15 protein-coding genes, 2 tRNA genes and 1 other RNA gene are annotated in these 17,790 nt (G+C 37.5%); 15 read left to right on the top strand and 3 right to left on the bottom strand.

Annotated features, from left to right (window positions below; translation table 11 throughout):
* Nucleotides 1-18: 18 nt before the first annotated feature.
* From ICI50_RS07050 to ICI50_RS07025, 6 genes are all read left to right on the top strand, one after another.
* Nucleotides 19-1,203, top strand: a complete 1,185-nt coding sequence (locus tag ICI50_RS07050; protein WP_013854402.1) for an acetate/propionate family kinase — start codon at nt 19-21, stop codon at nt 1,201-1,203.
* A 51-nt stretch (nt 1,204-1,254) separates the two neighbouring features.
* Nucleotides 1,255-1,623: a transfer-messenger RNA gene (gene ssrA / locus ICI50_RS07045) on the top strand.
* Nucleotides 1,624-1,783: 160 nt separating this feature from the next.
* Nucleotides 1,784-2,749 carry a mannose-6-phosphate isomerase, class I gene (gene manA / locus ICI50_RS07040; RefSeq protein WP_013854401.1) on the top strand — a complete coding sequence of 322 codons (966 nt, stop codon included), beginning with the start codon at nt 1,784-1,786 and terminating at the stop codon, nt 2,747-2,749.
* Nucleotides 2,750-2,783: 34 nt separating this feature from the next.
* A complete protein-coding gene (locus tag ICI50_RS07035; protein WP_056941087.1) occupies nt 2,784-3,176 on the top strand; it encodes an SdpI family protein in 393 nt (130 codons plus the stop codon).
* Nucleotides 3,176-3,898, top strand: a complete 723-nt coding sequence (locus ICI50_RS07030; RefSeq protein WP_013854399.1) for a response regulator transcription factor — start codon at nt 3,176-3,178, stop codon at nt 3,896-3,898. The genes ICI50_RS07035 and ICI50_RS07030 overlap by 1 nt, the downstream gene beginning before the upstream one ends.
* Before the next feature lie 2 nt (nt 3,899-3,900).
* The gene (locus tag ICI50_RS07025; RefSeq protein WP_013854398.1) at nt 3,901-5,355 is read left to right on the top strand and encodes a sensor histidine kinase; all 1,455 of its coding nucleotides are present in this window, start codon (nt 3,901-3,903) and stop codon (nt 5,353-5,355) included.
* A 26-nt stretch (nt 5,356-5,381) separates the two neighbouring features.
* On the opposite strand, the gene ICI50_RS07020 is transcribed toward ICI50_RS07025, so the two are convergent.
* A complete protein-coding gene (locus ICI50_RS07020) occupies nt 5,382-7,559 on the bottom strand; it encodes an LTA synthase family protein (RefSeq protein ID WP_056941088.1) in 2,178 nt (725 codons plus the stop codon).
* A 145-nt stretch (nt 7,560-7,704) separates the two neighbouring features.
* On the opposite strand from ICI50_RS07020, the gene ICI50_RS07015 reads away from it, so the two are divergent.
* The 3 genes from ICI50_RS07015 to ICI50_RS07005 all read left to right on the top strand — a co-directional run bounded on the left by ICI50_RS07015 (nt 7,705) and on the right by ICI50_RS07005 (nt 11,246).
* Nucleotides 7,705-8,307 carry a VanZ family protein gene (locus ICI50_RS07015; RefSeq protein ID WP_013854396.1) on the top strand — a complete coding sequence of 201 codons (603 nt, stop codon included), beginning with the start codon at nt 7,705-7,707 and terminating at the stop codon, nt 8,305-8,307.
* A gap of 87 nt (nt 8,308-8,394) precedes the next feature.
* Entirely contained in the window at nt 8,395-9,732 is a 1,338-nt protein-coding gene (locus ICI50_RS07010; protein WP_095342054.1) for a glucose-6-phosphate isomerase, read from the top strand.
* A 125-nt stretch (nt 9,733-9,857) separates the two neighbouring features.
* Nucleotides 9,858-11,246, top strand: a complete 1,389-nt coding sequence (locus tag ICI50_RS07005; RefSeq protein ID WP_095342055.1) for an MFS transporter — start codon at nt 9,858-9,860, stop codon at nt 11,244-11,246.
* 80 nt (nt 11,247-11,326) lie between these two features.
* Here ICI50_RS07005 and ICI50_RS07000 read toward each other — a convergent pair whose 3' ends face one another.
* Complete coding sequence (locus ICI50_RS07000) at nt 11,327-12,340, bottom strand: serine hydrolase domain-containing protein (RefSeq protein WP_013854394.1); 1,014 nt, start codon at nt 12,338-12,340, stop codon at nt 11,327-11,329.
* Nucleotides 12,341-12,431: 91 nt separating this feature from the next.
* Here ICI50_RS07000 and ICI50_RS06995 point away from each other — a divergent pair.
* Together ICI50_RS06995 and ICI50_RS06990 are read left to right on the top strand one after the other, a co-directional pair.
* Nucleotides 12,432-12,503: transfer RNA gene (locus ICI50_RS06995), tRNA-Glu, on the top strand.
* 8 nt (nt 12,504-12,511) lie between these two features.
* Nucleotides 12,512-12,584 (top strand) — tRNA-Gln (locus tag ICI50_RS06990).
* An 85-nt stretch (nt 12,585-12,669) separates the two neighbouring features.
* Here the strand turns inward: ICI50_RS06990 and ICI50_RS06985 are convergent.
* Nucleotides 12,670-14,022 carry a Mur ligase family protein gene (locus ICI50_RS06985; RefSeq protein WP_013854393.1) on the bottom strand — a complete coding sequence of 451 codons (1,353 nt, stop codon included), beginning with the start codon at nt 14,020-14,022 and terminating at the stop codon, nt 12,670-12,672.
* Nucleotides 14,023-14,170: 148 nt separating this feature from the next.
* Between ICI50_RS06985 and ICI50_RS06980 the strand changes: the two genes are divergently transcribed.
* Genes ICI50_RS06980 through ICI50_RS06965 form a run of 4 tightly spaced genes read left to right on the top strand, consistent with a single transcriptional unit; the run spans nt 14,171 to nt 17,718 of the window.
* The gene (locus ICI50_RS06980; protein ID WP_013854392.1) at nt 14,171-14,770 is read left to right on the top strand and encodes a thymidine kinase; all 600 of its coding nucleotides are present in this window, start codon (nt 14,171-14,173) and stop codon (nt 14,768-14,770) included.
* Nucleotides 14,771-14,786: 16 nt separating this feature from the next.
* Nucleotides 14,787-15,875 (top strand): peptide chain release factor 1, encoded by a 1,089-nt coding sequence (prfA, locus tag ICI50_RS06975; RefSeq protein ID WP_054640164.1) that lies wholly within the window; start codon nt 14,787-14,789, stop codon nt 15,873-15,875.
* Nucleotides 15,868-16,710 carry a peptide chain release factor N(5)-glutamine methyltransferase gene (gene prmC, locus ICI50_RS06970; RefSeq protein WP_056941092.1) on the top strand — a complete coding sequence of 281 codons (843 nt, stop codon included), beginning with the start codon at nt 15,868-15,870 and terminating at the stop codon, nt 16,708-16,710. Before prfA ends, prmC begins: the two co-directional genes overlap by 8 nt.
* A 6-nt stretch (nt 16,711-16,716) precedes the next feature.
* A complete protein-coding gene (locus ICI50_RS06965) occupies nt 16,717-17,718 on the top strand; it encodes an L-threonylcarbamoyladenylate synthase (protein ID WP_095342056.1) in 1,002 nt (333 codons plus the stop codon).
* The last annotated feature ends 72 nt before the right edge of the window (nt 17,719-17,790 follow it).

Here is a 17,790-nt window from a genome sequence, read left to right as displayed (position 1 = left end):
GAAGAGGAATAATTTTTTATGAAAAAAGTTTTGGCTATTAACTCGGGTAGTTCTTCATTTAAGTATAAGCTCTTTTCATTGCCAGACGAAAAAGTAATTGCAAAAGGCATGGCTGATCGAGTTGGTTTGGATAATGCTTCTTTTGAAATTAAGTTGGCTGATGGTAGCAAGCACGTTGAAAAAACAGATATCGCTGATCAAGAAGCTGCAGTTAATCTACTACTGAAGTTTTTAAAAGAATTTAAAGTAGTGAGTGATTTAAATGAAATTGTTGGTGTCGGACACCGAGTAGTTAATGGCGGCGAATATTTTAAGGATTCGACAATTATTACCAAAGAAAATTTGTCCCACATCTATGAATTAGAAGATTATGCTCCGCTTCATAATCCCGCAGAAGGCCGAGGGATCGAAGCATTCATGAATGTTCTGCCTGATGTACCTCAAGTGGCCGTTTTTGATACGACATATCACCAAAGCTTAGATCCAGTCCATTATTTGTATTCATTACCATATGAATACCATGAGAAATATGGCATACGTAAATATGGCGCACATGGTACTTCAATTCGTTATACCGCTCCACGCGCCGCTGAAATGATGGGTCAAGATTTAAAAGATTTGAAACTGATTATTTGTCATTTAGGATCTGGTGCTTCAGTGACTGCTGTGAAGGATGGTAAATCTTTTGATACTTCAATGGGTTTTAGTCCAATTGCTGGGATAACAATGGCTACTCGAACAGGAGACATCGATCCATCTGTTGTTCAACATTTAATGCATGTTGAACATAAGTCAATTGATGAAATGATTCATATTATGAATAACAAGTCAGGTTTATTGGGCATATCCGGTATTTCTCCTGACATGCGTGATGTGCGTGAGAGCAATACGGATCGTGCTAAATTAGCCAGAAAGATCTTCATTAATCGAATTGTGCGTTATGTTGGTGCTTATATTGCCGAGATGGGCGGAGTAGATGCTATTGTCTTTACTGCTGGTATTGGTGAACATGATGTTGGCGTACGTCAAGCTGTGATGGATGCCTTTAGATATCTGGACGTAATTCCGGATGAAGAAGCTAATGGAAAAAATGGCGAAAACTTTATTACCAAGCCTAACTCAAAAGTTAAAGCTATGGTAATCCCAACCAATGAAGAGCTAATCATTGAACGTGATGTTGTGCGTTTAACACATATTAATTAAGCTTTTTATTGGCAGTTAGTGTAAGTCTGTGCTAAAATAAGAGAGTCTCAAGGGGATGTTTTTGGGATTCGACAGGCGTAGACCCGCATTGACTGCGGTTCGTAGGTTACGTCTACGTAAAAACGTTACAGTTAAATATAACTGCAAATAACAAAAATTCTTACGCATTAGCTGCTTAATTTAGCGCATGCGTTGCTCTTTTTCGGTTTACTCGTGGCTGGAATCGAGTATCAACTTTAGCGAGTTACGTTTAACTACCTCACCTGAATAGTTGAAAAGAGTCTTAACAGGTTAGCTAGCTCATCCTAGCCCTGTTATATGGCGTTTTGGGCTAGTGAAGTTCAAGTAATATAACTATGATCGTAGAGGTCAATGACGAGATGCGTTTGGACAGGGGTTCAACTCCCCTCATCTCCATAGATGATAAAATCGTAAGTTTTGAACTTACGGTTTTTTATTTTGAAAAAGGTCATAAGTAAAATAATCAGCTTTACATACAAAACATTTAGTTAACATATAAGTAAGAAAAGGGTTTCATTTTTATGGCTGCAAAGTATATACTTTACATGAGGTGATTTAAATGGAACCATTATTTTTAACCCCGTACTTTAGACCAAAAATTTGGGGTGGACGTAAATTAAAAGATATTTTTAACTATGATATTCCAGAAGGGAAGGTCGGCGAAGCCTGGATTATTTCTGGTTATAAAGACGATGCTTCCACTGTTACTGAGGGCCCACTTAAAGGTAAGTCATTAAGAGAAGTTTATTTGGAACATCCTGAATTATTCGGTAATCCTAAAGCTAAGGAATTTCCATTATTGGTAAAGTTTTTGGATGCTAACGATAACTTATCAGTTCAAGTACACCCGGATGATGATTATGCTCGCAAGGTAGAAAACGATTCGGGTAAAACCGAGAGCTGGTATGTTATGCAAGCAGATCCAGGTGCTTACATTATCTATGGTCATCATGCTAAGACTCGGGAAGAATTAGCCGATATGATTCACAATGGTGAATGGGATAAATTATTAAGAAAAGTTCCAGTTAAAGCTGGCGACTTCTTCTACGTCCCAGCAGGCACCATTCACGCCTTGACTAAAGGTTGCTTGGTTATTGAAACTCAACAATCAAGCGATGTAACCTACCGTCTTTACGATTACGATCGTGTTGATAAAAAGACAGGTAAGAAGCGTGAACTTCATACTCAAAAGTCAATTGATGTTACTACTGTACCACATGTTGACCCAAAGCTTGATGTTAAAACTGATACAGATCAGGATGCAGAAATAAAGACTTTAGTTGAGCCACCAGTTTCGCCACACTTTTATTTATGGCAAATTGACCTTGATGATACTTGGAAGACTGGCCTTAAAAATCATCCATACCTGTTAGTTTCAGTCATTAAAGGCGAAGGAAAATTAGAAGCTGATGGCAAATCATATGATTTGAAGATGGGAACCAATTTAATTGTTCCAAATGAGATGAAGAATTTCACTTTCACTGGTAAAATGAGAATAGTTATGTCTGCACCGGGTGAGAAATAACCGTTTAATTTATCAGAATTAGGAGTGAGAAGTTGTGATCTATGTCGCTTGTGGCTCAGTTATGATGGTAATTGGGATAATTTGGCTGATTTCGCCAGTTAAGAGGCCTAATCGAATTTATGGCTATTTATCTTATCTTGCGCAAGTTAACAAGGAGAGTTTTAAGTTCGCTCAGAAGAGGGCGAGCTGGTATTGTATTCTCTTCGGTTTAATTCAAGCTGTGATTGGAGTAATTATTCACTTTTTGAATTGGGATCGCTATTTTCTCGTTTGGCTATTAACTTTTTATTTATTTATTTTATTGCCGATTGTTTATACTGAAAAAAGTTTGAAGAAATTTTTATCTACAAGGCATGAATTGCCACATGACTATGTTGATCCTGATCAAGTGAAACGTAAGAGAACAAAAGGATTCAGGGATCAATAATGAATTTAAGAATATTAATGGTCGAAGATGATAATTCAGTTGCTGAAATGATGGGAATGTTTTTCAAAAAAGAAGGTTGGCAACAAGATATTGCTGTCGATGGTGTCGAAGCCGTCGATATGTTTAAGAAAAATGCAGCTAAGTATGATTTAATTACCTTGGATTTGAATCTACCTAAGAAAGATGGCATTCAAGTGGCTAAGGAAGTTAGGGCAATTTCGCCAACTGTCCCAATTATCATGCTGACTGCTAGGGGCAGTGAAGCCGACCAAGTGCTAGGACTAGGCATTGGTGCGGATGAATATGTTACTAAGCCCTTTAGTCCGCTTGCTTTAATTGCGCGAATCAAGGCACTTCATCGTCGAGTAATGATGGAAGAGGAGCCAGGAACTGCACAAGAGGAAGACTTGGATTATGAAATCGTAACCAATCATCTAAAAATTTCTAAAAATAGACGTGAAGTTTTATTTGATAATCAACCAGTAACTGACTTGACGCCGAAAGAATTTGACTTGCTTTATACAATGGCTCAGAAGCCTAAGCAAGTCTTTTCGCGTGATCAGCTTTTAGAATTGGTTTGGGGTTATGAATATTATGGTGAAGAGCGAACAGTTGATGCTCACATCAAAAAATTACGCCAAAAACTTGAAAAAGTTGGAGCTAAGGTAATCCAAACGGTTTGGGGCGTTGGTTATAAGTTTGACGATTCACAGGCAAAATAAGGATGAAACTAATTTACCAAAATATGTTGGGGTTTTTGCTCATCATTGTGACTACAATTTCGATTATTGGCTATTCAGGAATTGGCTATGCGCGAAATCAAGCTTATATGCAAAACTATCAACGGATGGAAGGCTATGCTAATTCATTAGGTGCTCTTGCAGAAGCTGATAGCCAGGCTGGTACAGCTCGTTTAAGCAATAACTTCTTAGATCAATTGGAATTTGTATTGCGCGGAGAAGATGTTCATTTACGGATCTTTAATGATCAAAATGAACAAATTTATCCGAAAACAAATGCTAGAATTCAACTATCTAAGAATATTTTCTCAACTTTAAAAAATGGACAAGAGATCCGAATTCAGAATAACCATAATGAAACTTCACCAATTGCCTCAACTAAGGATGCATATACCGGCGTTTTAGTGCCATGGATGAATGATAAAAATCTTGTTGGTGTTGCTTGGATCAGTTCTAGGGTTAAGCGAGTTGAGCGACCGATTTATCTAGCTAAGCGTAATTTGTTACGGGCTTTGTTGATTACTGTAGCTGTTGGATTGATCCTCAGTTTTATTATTTCCTATTATTCAACTAAGCGAATTAAGCGATTGTCTCGAGCAACGCAAAAGGTTGCGGCTGGTAATTTCAATGTTCAAATTGAACATAAAGATAGTGATGAGATTGATCAGCTAGCTGAAAACTTTAATAAAATGGTGCAGGCTTTGAAGCAATCGAATGAGGAAATCAAGGCTCAGGAAACGCGGCGTGATCAATTTATGGCTGATGCTGCACATGAGATGCGAACGCCGCTAACAACTATTAATGGTATCTTGGAAGGATTACAATATGACGCGATCCCAGAAGAATCTAAGCCCAAATCGATTGCTTTAATGCAAAGAGAAACTAAGCGGTTGATTCGTCTGGTTAATGAAAATCTGGATTATGAGAAAATCCGTAATAATCAGATTATGTTAATTAAAACTAATTTTGATGCTATGCCGATCCTGCAAGACTTAAAATCGCAACTTAGTCAAAATGCCAAAAAGGCTAATGATCAATTAATTGTCACTGGCCCCGAAAAGCTGCCAATTTATGCAGACCGTGATCGTTTTACACAAGTAATGGTTAATTTAATACAGAATGCCATTCAATTTACTCATGATGGGCAAGTTGAAATTTCAGGCAAAAGGATTGCTCATGGTACCCAATTATCTGTGCAAGATAATGGAATTGGAATGAGTGCCAACCAGATCAAGTACATTTTTGAACGTTTCTTTAAAGCTGATCCTTCAAGAGCGCGAATGGGTACTGGTGAATCCGGGTTGGGATTAGCTATTGTGTCTTCTTTGATTAAACAACATGGAGGCAACGTCACCGTAAATTCCAAACCTGGTCAAGGATCAACCTTTACTGTCACCTTTTATGATCATGGTTTTGAACAATTTGTAAAAAAGAATTAGAAAAAAGCTTGGGAATTCCCAGGCTTTTAATTTTGCGTATTTTCTTTTGAATTGTTTTTGTCTTCTTTGTTTTTATTATCTTTAATATTTTCAGGGATTTGAGTAATTTCTTGCTGTCTATTTTTCAGTTCAGGAGCATCTGTATGATACAGTTTGGTGGTTGTACCATGATGCTTGCTGTAGAGTGAAGTAGATTTATTAGCCAAGCCGTCGCGCAATGCAATCATCTTTTGATAATTCAAGGCGTAGTTGAACTGAGTTGGATCAGTAGGAACAAAGCCAGCAGGGGTGTAGAGGCGAAGCAAGTTGTGGTTATTAAGCAAATCAGAATAATGCAATGATTCCTTAGCCTTTTTAGCCAGTTCAGTAATTTCTCGCTTCTCCTGAGGGGTAAAATTAATGATTTGCTTGCCATTAATGTGATTATAAACCGTGCCTTTAATTCCCTTAGCTCCAACAATAATGTACTTTTGACTAACAATTGTACCGTTACGAAAGACAATCCAGTTTTGGCGGTGCGGCGAGAGCATGTCGCTACCGAATTGAACGTAATCTTTATTGCTAATGCCTAGTAAATGCATCAAAGTTGGCAGAACATCGATTTCTCCCGCGACTTCATGACTAATTTTGCCCTTTAAATTATTAGCGTGGATCATAAATGGTACACGTTGCATTTGAACATTATTATAGGTATTCCAGGTGTCGGAACTTTCGCCAATAATAGGAGCTAACGTTTCATTTTCAGAATTGCTCAAGCCGTAATGATCACCATAGATAATGATCATTGAATTTTTATATAGACCTGATGATTTTAAATAATTAAAGAATTCGCGAATTGATTCATCTAAATAGTGAGCTGTCTCTAAATAATTATTGATAGTTTGATCGCGAGTGTTTGCTGTTTTAAAGTTAGGATCTTGGTCTTTTTTATCTAATTCAAATGGAATGTGATTAGTGACCGTGATAAATTTTGCATAAAATGGTTGCTGCATTTGTTCGAGGTATTTAATGCTTTCGGCAAATAGCAACTTATCTTTTAAACCGTAGCCACTAGCGTCTTTGGCTTCGGAACTATAATAATTTTTATCAAAGAAATAGTTGTAGCCCATATTTTTATAAACGTCATTGCGATTCCAAAAACTGCCTACGTTACCATGAAAAACAGCAGAGATGTAGCCGTCATTACGCAAGATCTGTGGTGCAGCTTGAAAAGTATTTTCTGAACCTAGCGAGGTAAAGAGTGAACCATCAGAAATGCCATAGGTACCTGTTTCTAACATATTTTCTGCATCACTAGTTCTACCTAAGCCGACTTGGTGATAAAAGTTGGCAAAACTGAGCGTATGTTTATTTTGATAAAGTGAGTTAAGAAATGGCGTTACAGGCTTGCCGTTAATCTTCAGATTGATTAGGAATTGCTGGAAGCTTTCTAAGTGAATGATGATGACGTTGCGCTTTTTTTCTACGCCAAAATATGAAGGGTTGGGAGCCGCGTGTTGTTTTTTAGTAAAGGTTAAGATCTTGTTTAAATCTGAAGCATTAGCATTTTTTGTAACTTGAACATTCTGTGCGCTTTTGAAAACATCATAGGCTGTGAAAGTATCGATGCCTAGATATTTGACTACATAAGAGCGATCGAAAGTATTACGCAAAAGACGAGGTCGGGAAGTTTCAGCTAGGAAAATGTTAAAGGTCAGTATAAGTGCCCCTACAGAGGTAACGGCAAAAGGAGTGGAAATACCGTAGGATTTTTGATCAATTTTAATTTTGTGCATAATTAATAACGCAATAATGATGATTAAATCAATCCAAATGAAGATATCGCTAGGATGAAGCAACGCAACGGTGCTTTTGCCTAGTCCTTGCGAGACTTTGCCAGCATTGGACATGGTCTTAATGGTCAAAAAATCGGAAAATTGTCGGTAATAAATAATATTTGCGAATAATAGTGCTGTATTGGCAAAATCCATGACTAGCATTGCAATATAAGAGATGATTGGTTTAGGAAAATAAAAACCTAAGCTGATCAAAATAACGGCGGTGCCAATCGGACTTAGCCACATGATGATGTGTTGATATGGATCCGCTAGTCCAAGATTAAAATCAAGATAAGCGGCAAAAAGATATTTTAGCCAAAAACAAAATACTAATAATGTTAAAAAGCCAGTCCTTGTTTGAATAAAATGCGTGAGTTTTTTCTTCATTGATACGCGCTCCTTTAACAACCTCTAATTTTAATGGTTAGAGCTGGTTAAAACAACGATTTGTGAAGAGTTATCTCTTTTTTAATAATTGCCAGCTAAAAAAATGGGTATAATCTAAAAGGAATATTTTAGAAAGAGGCAAGGCATGCTATTTCTCGGCCCGTTATATAGTTTCCTGGCAAAACAATACGCAACTAGTATTAATCATTTTGCATTAGTCAAATTAACATTTTTGGCGCTGGATAAGACGATCTTTTATTTTTTGATATTTGCTATTTTGCGCCTTTTTTGGTTATTGCTGATTCGCCATCGCAGAAGTGTGAGGTCTGAGGCGGGAGTGTGGCTATTTGCCTTTTATTTAATTTTGATTTTAATGTTAACGACTTTTCGCGATACTTATTTTCCGTGGCAAATTGATTTTCATTTCAGCAGGCCCTTAAGTGATATTAATCTCATTTTTATGAAGGAGACTTGGAAATTAATTTATGCACCTAGTCGACTAGATTTCTTTTATAATTCTTTTGGCAATATTTTGTGCTTTGTTCCATTTGGGATCTTATTTCCAATTGTTTTTTCAAAAAAAGCATCATTTATCAAAACTGCCATATTAGGGATGTTGACCTCAATTGGAATTGAAATGCTTCAGTTCTTTTTGGCAACGGGAGTTAGCGATATTGATGATGTGTTTTTTAATACTTGTGGCGCAGTTATTGGCTATGGAATTTATAAATTTTTTCAAAAACTATGAATGCGCTTGTAAATGATACTGGTATTCAATAGACAAAATTGTTAAAATAGAGCTGTAAAATTTTTTTAATAGTTAGGAAGCAGATTTATGAGTTTAATTAAATTTGATAGTAGTAAACTTACCCCATTTGTTCACGAAAATGAATTAAGCGAAATGCAAGCTATGGTAAACGCTGCTAATGCTGAACTTCGTGATGGTACTGGTGCTGGTAATGATTTCCGTGGTTGGGTTGATTTACCAGTTGACTATGATAAGGATGAATTTGCTCGTATCAAGAAGGCCGCTAAGAAGATCCAATCAGATTCAGAAGTTTTGATTTGTATTGGTATCGGTGGTTCATACCTTGGTGCACAAGCTGCAATTGAATTCTTGAACAGTGCATTTTACGGCAAGGAAAAGAACGGTATGCCAACTGTTGTCTTCTGTGGTAACTCACTTTCAGGTTCATACCTTTATGACTTGATTGAATGGTTAGGCGACAAGGACTTTAGCGTAAACGTTATTTCTAAGTCAGGTACTACTACTGAGCCATCAGTAGCATTTAGAATCTTTAAAGACAAGTTAATCAAGAAGTATGGTAAAGAAGAAGCTGCTAAGAGAATTTACGCAACTACTGACCGTCAAAAGGGTGCTTTGAAGACCGAAGCTGACGCAGAAGGCTACGAAGAATTCGTAGTTCCAGATGATGTTGGTGGTCGTTACAGTGTCCTTTCAGCTGTTGGTTTACTTCCAATTGCTGCTTCAGGTGCAGACATCGATGAATTGATGAAGGGTGCAGCAGATGCTCGTGCTGATTACGCTGATACTGATTTATCCAAGGCAAACCCTTACCAATACGCTGCATTGCGTAACATTCTTTACCGCAAAGGCTACACTACTGAAATTGTTGAAAACTACGAACCAACTTTAAGAATGTTTGGTGAATGGTGCAAGCAATTGATGGGTGAATCAGAAGGTAAAGATCAAAAGGGTATCTACCCATCAAGTGCTAACTTCACTACTGATTTGCACTCACTTGGTCAATACATCCAAGAAGGTTTACGTAACTTGTTCGAAACTGTTATTCGTGTTGAAAGCCCACGTCATGATGTTAAGATTCCTAGTGATGAAAAGAACCTTGACCAACTTAACTTCTTGGAAGGCAAGAGCTTGAACTACGTAAACGACCGTGCTTATGAAGGTGTTGTTTTAGCTCACACCGATGGTGGTGTTCCTGTAATGACTGTTAACATTCCAGACCAATCAGCTCATACTCTTGGTTACATGATTTACTTCTTCGAATTAGCAATTGCTATTTCAGGTTACTTGAACGGTATTAACCCATTCAACCAACCAGGTGTTGAAGCATACAAGCGTAATATGTTTGGTCTTCTTAACAAGCCAGGTTATGAAAACTTACACGACGATTTAGCTAAGCGTCTTTAAAAAATAGCTATACTCAGCATATTTGATAGTATGCAGTTTAATATAATTAACGTAAGTTAGTTAAAGAAAGAGTAGAAAACGAATTAAGTTTTCTGCTCTTTTTCTGTGGGTAGAGGAGCTGTTTTATGCAGAAAGAAACCAAAAATATTTTAGCTGTTTTATCAGCTGCATTTATGTCATTTGTAGGGATTTTGACAGAAACGAGTTTGAACGTCACTTTTCCGACAATGATGAGACAATTTCATGTTAGTTTGAACACGATTCAGTGGACGACGACGGGATATTTATTAGCAATTGCGATTATTATGATTTGCTCGTCGTATTTAAATGATCGTTTTACGGCTAAACAATTATTTGTCGTTGCCTGCTTGGGCTTTATGGTTGGTAGTGTGATCAGTGCAGTTGCACCAAGCTTTCCCGTTTTGCTATTAGGACGCCTAATTTCAGCCTTAGGTGCAGGATTAAGTACGCCATTGATGTTTAATTTGGTAACAGAAATTATGCCACGAGCTAAATGGGGCGTTTATATGGGAATTGCCGGATTAGTAATTGCTATGGCGCCAACCTTGGGACCAGCTTTTGGCGGTGTGACGACTTTTTATTTAAATTGGCGTTGGATTTTTGTAATTGTTACGATCATAACCTTGGTTGTATTTCTGGCAGGTATTTTTGTAGTAGGACAATATCATCAGCAGGTGAAAAATAGCTTTGATTGGTTGTCTTTTATTATTTTATCAGCAGCTTTTATTACACTGACTGTTGGAGTCAATCAAATTAGCAGTGGTTTAGGGAATCCCTTATTTTGGCTTTTACTAGTAGTAACTGCCATTTTATTAGGATTATTTGTTAAAAGAGCTAAAAGTTCTTCAAAGAAAATGCTGGATTTGGCAGTTTTCAAGCAAAAATCATTTATTTTTGGCGCTTTAGCTTATTTTCTGTTGCAGTTTAACAATATAGGTATCAGCTTTGTTTTGCCTAATTACATTCAGATTGTAGGCAAACAAAGTTCGCTGATTGGTGGATTGGTCTTACTTCCTGGCAGTATCATTGCGGGACTGCTTAATCCTTATTTTGGCAGTCTCTACGACAAAGTTGGGGCTAAGCTGCCACTCTATGCTGGCGGTAGTCTAATGGCCCTTAGCTGCCTATTATTTGCTGTTTTAGGCATGAATTTGACTAGTTTGATGATCATTGTTATTTATGGGCTAATGATGTTAGGTCATAGAATGGCTTTTAGCAATACCTTAGCCGAGTCGCTTAAGATGGAAACGGGTGCACTTCGTGCGGACGCAACAGCAATTTGTCAAACTAGTCAACAACTTGCCGGTTCTTTAGGAACTACTATCTTAGCTAGCATTATTGCTGCGGGACAAAAGCAAAATAATACTTCTTATGTCCTTGCTACGGCTCAGGGTAGTCAGGCAGCATTTTGGTTTACGTTAGTAATTAGTCTGATTATCTTAGTTAGCTATTTTAGAATGTTTAAAGCAGAAAATGGCAAGACAGCTCTTTAAAAATAAGTTATAATAGTATACGGATGATGAAATTTAGTGAGAGAATAAAAAGACGACTGACACACAGTCGTCTTTTTATTCTATATTTTGGTATTTTCATTTAGAAAATTACGAATTATTTTTTCGCGCATGGCTAGAAAGATAGTGTTGTGTCCAGTAGGGTGAACGCGGTTAGTTAATAAAATTAGGCCACTGCGCTTAAGCCGATCTAAGATTATTAAAGTTCCAGTGAAACCTGTGTGCAAGATAATCGGATAATGCTCATGCGGATCAAAACGCAAATCCCAGCCCCAAGAACGTGGTTTAACTCCTTGGGGATTTTTGTTGTCGAATAAAAGGCTGACTGTATCTTGACTGTAAGGCAAAATATCTCGTTTTAAGCCAAGGTATCCTTGGGCAAAGGTAATTAGATCGCGCATGTTAGAAAAAAGTCCTGCTGAACCGCAGTCGGCCTTTAATTGTCTGGCCTTCGGGTCATGAGGGATGCCTTGCAATACCTGACCATCAAGGATTGCAGTGGGAATACAATCATCTTTTTGTGGGGCAAAGGTTGTGTTTTCTAGTGGCATTTGCTTAAGCACTTCTTGTGTGGCAACTGCTTGGACAGGTTTGCCAAAGATTTTTTTAATAACTAATCCCAAGAGAATGAAATTTGTATCTGCGTAACGCATCTTGTGTTCGAACTCATCTGTAACGGGAAGATTAACAATCGCTTTTAGAAGTTCGTCATGGCTTAATTCATCACGATGGGGAATCCAACCGCGAATGCCGCTAGTATGTGTTAGCAAATGATAAAGCCGAATGCGCGGATCATGAAATTCAGGAACGAATTCCTGTAAGGGTTCAGTAAAGTTGAGTTTGCCTTGGTCATAAAGTTTTAGGAGCACATTTTCTGTTGCCAAAACTTTGGTCAAACTTGCTAAATCATATTCTGCAAAAGGACTAAGTTGCGTTACTTCTGGGTAAATACTGGCAAAGCCAGTAGTTGAAGTGAAAATTTGTTTGCCTTTGATGAAAGTATAGTTTACACCTGGAACAACTCGTTCAAAGACCATTGATTCAATTAAATGCTGTGTTTTGTTATAATCAATCATTTTTAACCATCCTGAAAAATATTGACACTTACATTATAGCAAAATGACTTGACAAGCGCAGAAGAAAAAAGCATAATTATGAGTGTTGATTCGCCCGTTGGTCAAATGGTTAAGACGCTACCCTCTCAAGGTGGAGTTATGAGTTCAATTCTCGTACGGGTGATCTATTACTGAGATATAGCCAAATTGGTAAGGCACAGGATTCTGGTTCCTGGATGTTTGGGTTCGAGCCCCAATATCTCAATAGTTTGAAAAATGGCTTGAGTTTTATCTCAAGTCATTTTTATTTTTAGTCAAAAATAAAAAAGCTGGATTTTTCCAGCTTTTTTCTACATACCAGCTTTAATAATTTTCTTTTCTGCCATTTTCTTTCTTAACGCTAACATTGCAGTATAAGTTGAAAGAATGTAGACCTTTTTGGTTGGTAATTTCTTAATTTCTTCGATTAGACTATCATCGTCTGGATTAGTACTCATTGTTCCAGGATCAAAGCCAGAAATTTCCAGTCTAAAGCCCATATCATGCCAGCGTTGACCGCCGACAAGGACCTTTTTAATCTTGCTGCGATCTAATCCTTCAAAATCTGCATCCCAGATCCAAGAAGTATCAATCCCATCAGCATGATTAGCGTTAAGCAAAGCAACTAGTGAATAATCATCTTTTTCAGTATTGAGCATGTGCAATACTTCATCAAGTCCAACTGGATTTTTAACCAAGATTAGGTCGATGTCTTTACCGCCATAATGAATTAATTCTTGCCGACCAAAAATCCGTTTATTTTCAGCAAATGCTTGGGCAACCTCCGCCTCAGTTAAACCAAAGTGACGGGCAACGGAGTAAGCAGCTAAAGCATTGTAAATATTGTAAGTACCGCCAATATTAATGGAGTATTGCTTATTGCCCATTTGGAATTTTAGGCTGTTAGGGGTTTGATCAACAATTTTATTCACTGTAAAGGTTAAATCAGGGCGATGATAGCCGCAGTTAGGACAGAAGAAATCACCTAAGTTGGCATAGATGCGTTCATGATAATGCAAAATATGGTCGCACTTAGGACAAAGGACACCATCGGTATTCACTGGAGCCTTAAAATCATTAGCTGGTTGATCATCAGCTAACTTGAAACCATAGAAAATCTTTTTATTAGGCAATTCTACCGAAGAAAAAATGCTTGCATCACCATTGGCGATAATTGTTGCCTCAGGTGCTAACTTAATTCCGTTTACAATTTTGTCATAAGTAGTATAGATTTCACCGTAGCGGTCCATTTGATCCCGAAAAATATTAGTTAAAACAAAGACACTAGGATGGAGCAATTTAGTAACCATCTTTACGTTGGCTTCGTCAACTTCTAGAACCGCAATTTTGCGTTTAACTCGTTTATGTTTATGAGCCAAAAAGGCAGTAACAATTCCTTGCTGCATATTTGAGCCAGAAGGGTTGGTTAATACGTCGCCATATTTTTTTCTTAAGGCTTCAACAATTAATGCAGTTGTCATTGTCTTACCGTTGGTTCCAGTAACGATAACTGTTTCATAACCCTTAGCTAAAGAGTTAAGGACTGCCGGATCAATTTTCATTGCTAATTTACCGGGAAAACTTGTGCCGCCCTTTAAGACGTTATGCAAGAACCAGTAACTGGATTTTCCGGCAATTTTAGCGATTCCTGATTTAAAACTCATGTACATCCCTCACTTTAAAACTATGTCTAAGTTTAGCATAGAGCATGCACGAAAACGAGTTTTTCATGTTTATTTGACTGCACAAAATTAATTTTTCAACTATACTATTAAAGCGAAGACTTTTTTCAAAGAGAGGGGGAGCCAAAAAGTGGCGCAATTATTTTTTCGTTATGGCGCGATGAGTAGCGGTAAGACAATTGAAATCTTGAAAGTGGCGCACAACTATGAAGCTCAAGGTCGCAAGATTGCCCTGATGACTAGTGGACTTGATAACCGTAGTGGCGTAGGGACCGTAGCTTCTAGAATTGGGTTGCACCGTCGGGCTATTCCAATTACCGAGCAAATGAATTTGTTTGATTATATTAAAAAAATGAATGATGAAGACCTTGCTGATGGTGATGGAAAGCTAGCTTGTGTTTTAATTGATGAAGCGCAGTTTTTAAAAAGACATCATGTTTTAGAATGCGCTAAAATTGTGGATGAGTTTAATATTCCAGTGATGACTTTTGGTTTAAAGAATGACTTTCAAAATCATCTATTTGAAGGTAGCGAAAATTTATTGATTTTTGCTGATAAGATAGAAGAGATGAAGACCATTTGCCATTATTGTGGTCACAAGGCAACAATGAATTTAAGAATTAATAATGGAAAGCCTGTATATGAAGGTGAACAAGTACAAATTGGTGGCGATGAAAGCTATTACCCAGTTTGCCGTTATCACTATTTTCACCCAGGTCTTAAGAAATAGAGAGGATTAGTAATTTATGGATAAAGTTATGGCTCAATTAGAGGGCTTGGTAGCTCACTATGAAGAACTTCAAGAAATGATGGCCGATCCAGAAGTTATCAATGATACCAAGCGCTACATGGAGATTTCTAAAGAAGAAGCCGATTTGCGCGAAGTTGTTCAAAAATACAAGAAGTACAAGGCAGATAAAAAGGAAATCGCTGATAATAAAGAAATTATTGCCAACGAATCAGATAATGATTTGATTGAAATAGCTAAAGAAGAAAATGCGGAAATCGAAAAGGAAATTCCTAAACTGGAAGATGAAATTAAGATTTTGATGCTGCCTAAGGATCCTAATGATGATAAGGATATCATTATGGAAATCCGTGGTGCCGCTGGTGGTGATGAAGCCTCATTGTTTGCTGGTGATTTGCTGAGAATGTATGAAAAATACGCAGAACGGCAAAACTGGAAGGTTTCAATGATTGATTCTGAACCAACAGAAGTTGGTGGTTATAAGCGTGTTGCCATCATGATTACGGGGGACAAGGTTTATTCAAAATTAAAGTATGAAAACGGGGCTCACCGTGTTCAGCGTATTCCAGTAACTGAATCTCAGGGCCGTGTTCATACTTCAACTGCTACTGTTGCTGTTATGCCAGAATATGAACAGGTAGATATTGACATTGATCCTAAGGATATCCGGGTTGACGTTTACCGTTCAAGTGGTGCCGGTGGTCAGCATATTAACAAGACCTCAAGTGCCGTAAGAATGACTCACTTGCCAACTGGAATTGTAGTTGCGATGCAGGATCAACGTAGTCAGCAGCAAAACCGTGAAAAAGCCATGCAAATTTTGAAATCACGTGTTTACGATTATTATGAAAGCAAAAACCAGGCTAAATATGATGCTAAGCGTAAGAATGCCGTTGGTACTGGGGATCGTTCAGAAAGAATTAGAACGTATAACTACCCACAAAATAGGGTTACTGATCACCGCATTGGTTTAACTATTAACAAGCTTGATCGAGTAATGAACGGTGAACTTGATGAAATTATTGATGCATTGATTCTTTATAATCAAACGAAACAATTAGAGGAGTTGGCTGATCAAATTGCCTAAAACATTGAAGGAGCTGCGTATTAAAGCAGGAGAGGCTGCTGAAAATGCGCGTCCAGAAGATATTGACTTTCTATTAGCCGAGCAACTTAATCTAACGCCAAGCGAGTTTGAGATGAAGCAGGACATGGTCTTAACTGCAGATCAAATCAAGCAAGCTAATAAGGATATCAAGAAATTAGCTAGGGGCGTTTCACCGCAATATATCTTGGGTTATGCTTGGTTTTTAGGCTATAAGATTATGGTGCAGCGTGGTGTTTTGATTCCGCGTTTTGAAACAGAAGAATTAGTCGAATGGGCGCTTAAATCACTTAAAACGGGAGATAAGGTTTTAGATTTGGGTACCGGTTCAGGGTGCATTACTGTAGCACTAGCTAAAGAAGCTGAGAAAAAAAGCATTACAGATTTAATTTTATATGCTAGCGATATAACTGATACCGCTTTAAGAACAAGTGAAGAGAACTTTTTGACTTATGGTTTGGATGTTACTACGCGCAAAGCCAATGTATTAATCGGTTTGGAAAAATTCGATTTAATCATTTCTAATCCACCTTATATTAAGACGACCGAGAAAAACGTCATGGATGAAAATGTTTTGCAAAATGAACCTAAAGAAGCCTTATTTGCAGGTAAGGATGGCTTAGATTTTTATAAAAAATTTGCAAAACAGGTGCGTGAGCACTTAAATAGTCATGGTGAATTCTTCTTAGAATTTGGTTTTAGCGAAGAAGAACAATTAAAAGAATTGTTTGCTAAAGAATTACCTGATTTTGAGATTGAATTTAGAAACGACATGGCAGATAAGCCACGCATGGTTCATGGAAGGTGGCAAAAATAAAAGATTATGGAAACAACGATTTTTAAGAAAGATCAACTTGATGAAGCCGTTGATTTACTTACAAAAGGCGAATTGGTAGCTTTTCCAACTGAAACTGTTTATGGCTTAGGTGCGATTGCAACAAAAGAAAAATCTGTTAAGGGCGTTTATGCTGCTAAAGGCCGTCCTAGCGATAATCCGCTAATTGTGACCGTCTCTGATGAAAAGATGATGGAACGCTACGCTAAAGAAGTACCTGAAAGAGCTAAGAAGCTAATTAAGCATTTCTGGCCAGGTCCGTTGACTTTGCTTTTATTTGTAAAGCCAGGTACTCTTCCTACTGCTGTTACTGGTGGGTTAGATACAGTAGCCTTTCGCTGCCCAGATGATCAATTGACGCATGATTTAATTGCTAAATTAGGCTATCCAATTGTAGGACCATCTGCTAATACTTCTACTAAGCCTAGTCCAACGACTGCTGAGCATGTTTATCATGATTTAAAGGGCAAGATTGCTGGGATTATTGATGATGGTCCGACTCGCGTAGGTCTTGAATCAACAATTATTGATTTATCAGTAAAAACGCCTATCGTACTTCGTCCAGGTGAAATTACGCCAGAAGAATTAAGTAAAGTTTTAGGCGAAAAAGTTTTGATTAATACTGGTAAAGTCTCAGATAAAGAAGTGCCAAAGGCTCCAGGAATGAAGTATCGTCATTATGCGCCGAGTGAACCAGTTACTGTTGTTGATAATCCAGCTGACTTTAGTAAGATTGATTTTAATGCTAAAACTGGAGTGGCAGCATTAAAATCTGTTTTGGATAAAATTGACTTGCCTGGCGAAAATAAATTTGATTTGGGCAATAATTTGGTTGATGCTGACCATAATTTGTTTGGTGGTCTACGTTATTTTGACGATAAAGATGATATCGAAACCATCTATGTTCAAGGATTCGATGAAGGCGAAGAAAGTTTGGCCTATATGAATCGTTTGAATAAAGCTGCAGGTGGACATCATTTCAATAAATAAAAAATAAGACGCAAAGGGCTTTAAACCCTTTGCGTTTTTGATTAAAATATTTAATGACTAGATTATTTTTTT

The organism is Lactobacillus kefiranofaciens (genome assembly GCF_014656585.1).
Classification (GTDB): Bacteria; Bacillota; Bacilli; order Lactobacillales; family Lactobacillaceae; genus Lactobacillus; species Lactobacillus kefiranofaciens.
Note: the sequence above shows the minus strand (reverse complement) of the source record. Positions and strands in the feature narration are given on the sequence as shown.

Excerpts from the sequence above, each read along its gene's own strand:
- ICI50_RS07050 (WP_013854402.1), top strand. The coding sequence starts at position 19 with ATGAAAAAAGTTTTGGCTATTAACTCGGGTAGTTCTTCATTTAAGTAT.
- manA (WP_013854401.1), top strand. The coding sequence starts at position 1,784 with ATGGAACCATTATTTTTAACCCCGTACTTTAGACCAAAAATTTGGGGT.
- ICI50_RS07030 (WP_013854399.1), top strand. The coding sequence starts at position 3,176 with ATGAATTTAAGAATATTAATGGTCGAAGATGATAATTCAGTTGCTGAA.
- ICI50_RS07025 (WP_013854398.1), top strand. The coding sequence starts at position 3,901 with ATGAAACTAATTTACCAAAATATGTTGGGGTTTTTGCTCATCATTGTG.
- ICI50_RS07020 (WP_056941088.1), bottom strand. The coding sequence starts at position 7,559 with ATGAAGAAAAAACTCACGCATTTTATTCAAACAAGGACTGGCTTTTTA.
- ICI50_RS07015 (WP_013854396.1), top strand. The coding sequence starts at position 7,705 with ATGCTATTTCTCGGCCCGTTATATAGTTTCCTGGCAAAACAATACGCA.
- ICI50_RS07010 (WP_095342054.1), top strand. The coding sequence starts at position 8,395 with ATGAGTTTAATTAAATTTGATAGTAGTAAACTTACCCCATTTGTTCAC.
- ICI50_RS07005 (WP_095342055.1), top strand. The coding sequence starts at position 9,858 with ATGCAGAAAGAAACCAAAAATATTTTAGCTGTTTTATCAGCTGCATTT.
- ICI50_RS07000 (WP_013854394.1), bottom strand. The coding sequence starts at position 12,340 with ATGATTGATTATAACAAAACACAGCATTTAATTGAATCAATGGTCTTT.
- ICI50_RS06985 (WP_013854393.1), bottom strand. The coding sequence starts at position 14,022 with ATGAGTTTTAAATCAGGAATCGCTAAAATTGCCGGAAAATCCAGTTAC.
- prfA (WP_054640164.1), top strand. The coding sequence starts at position 14,787 with ATGGATAAAGTTATGGCTCAATTAGAGGGCTTGGTAGCTCACTATGAA.
- ICI50_RS06965 (WP_095342056.1), top strand. The coding sequence starts at position 16,717 with ATGGAAACAACGATTTTTAAGAAAGATCAACTTGATGAAGCCGTTGAT.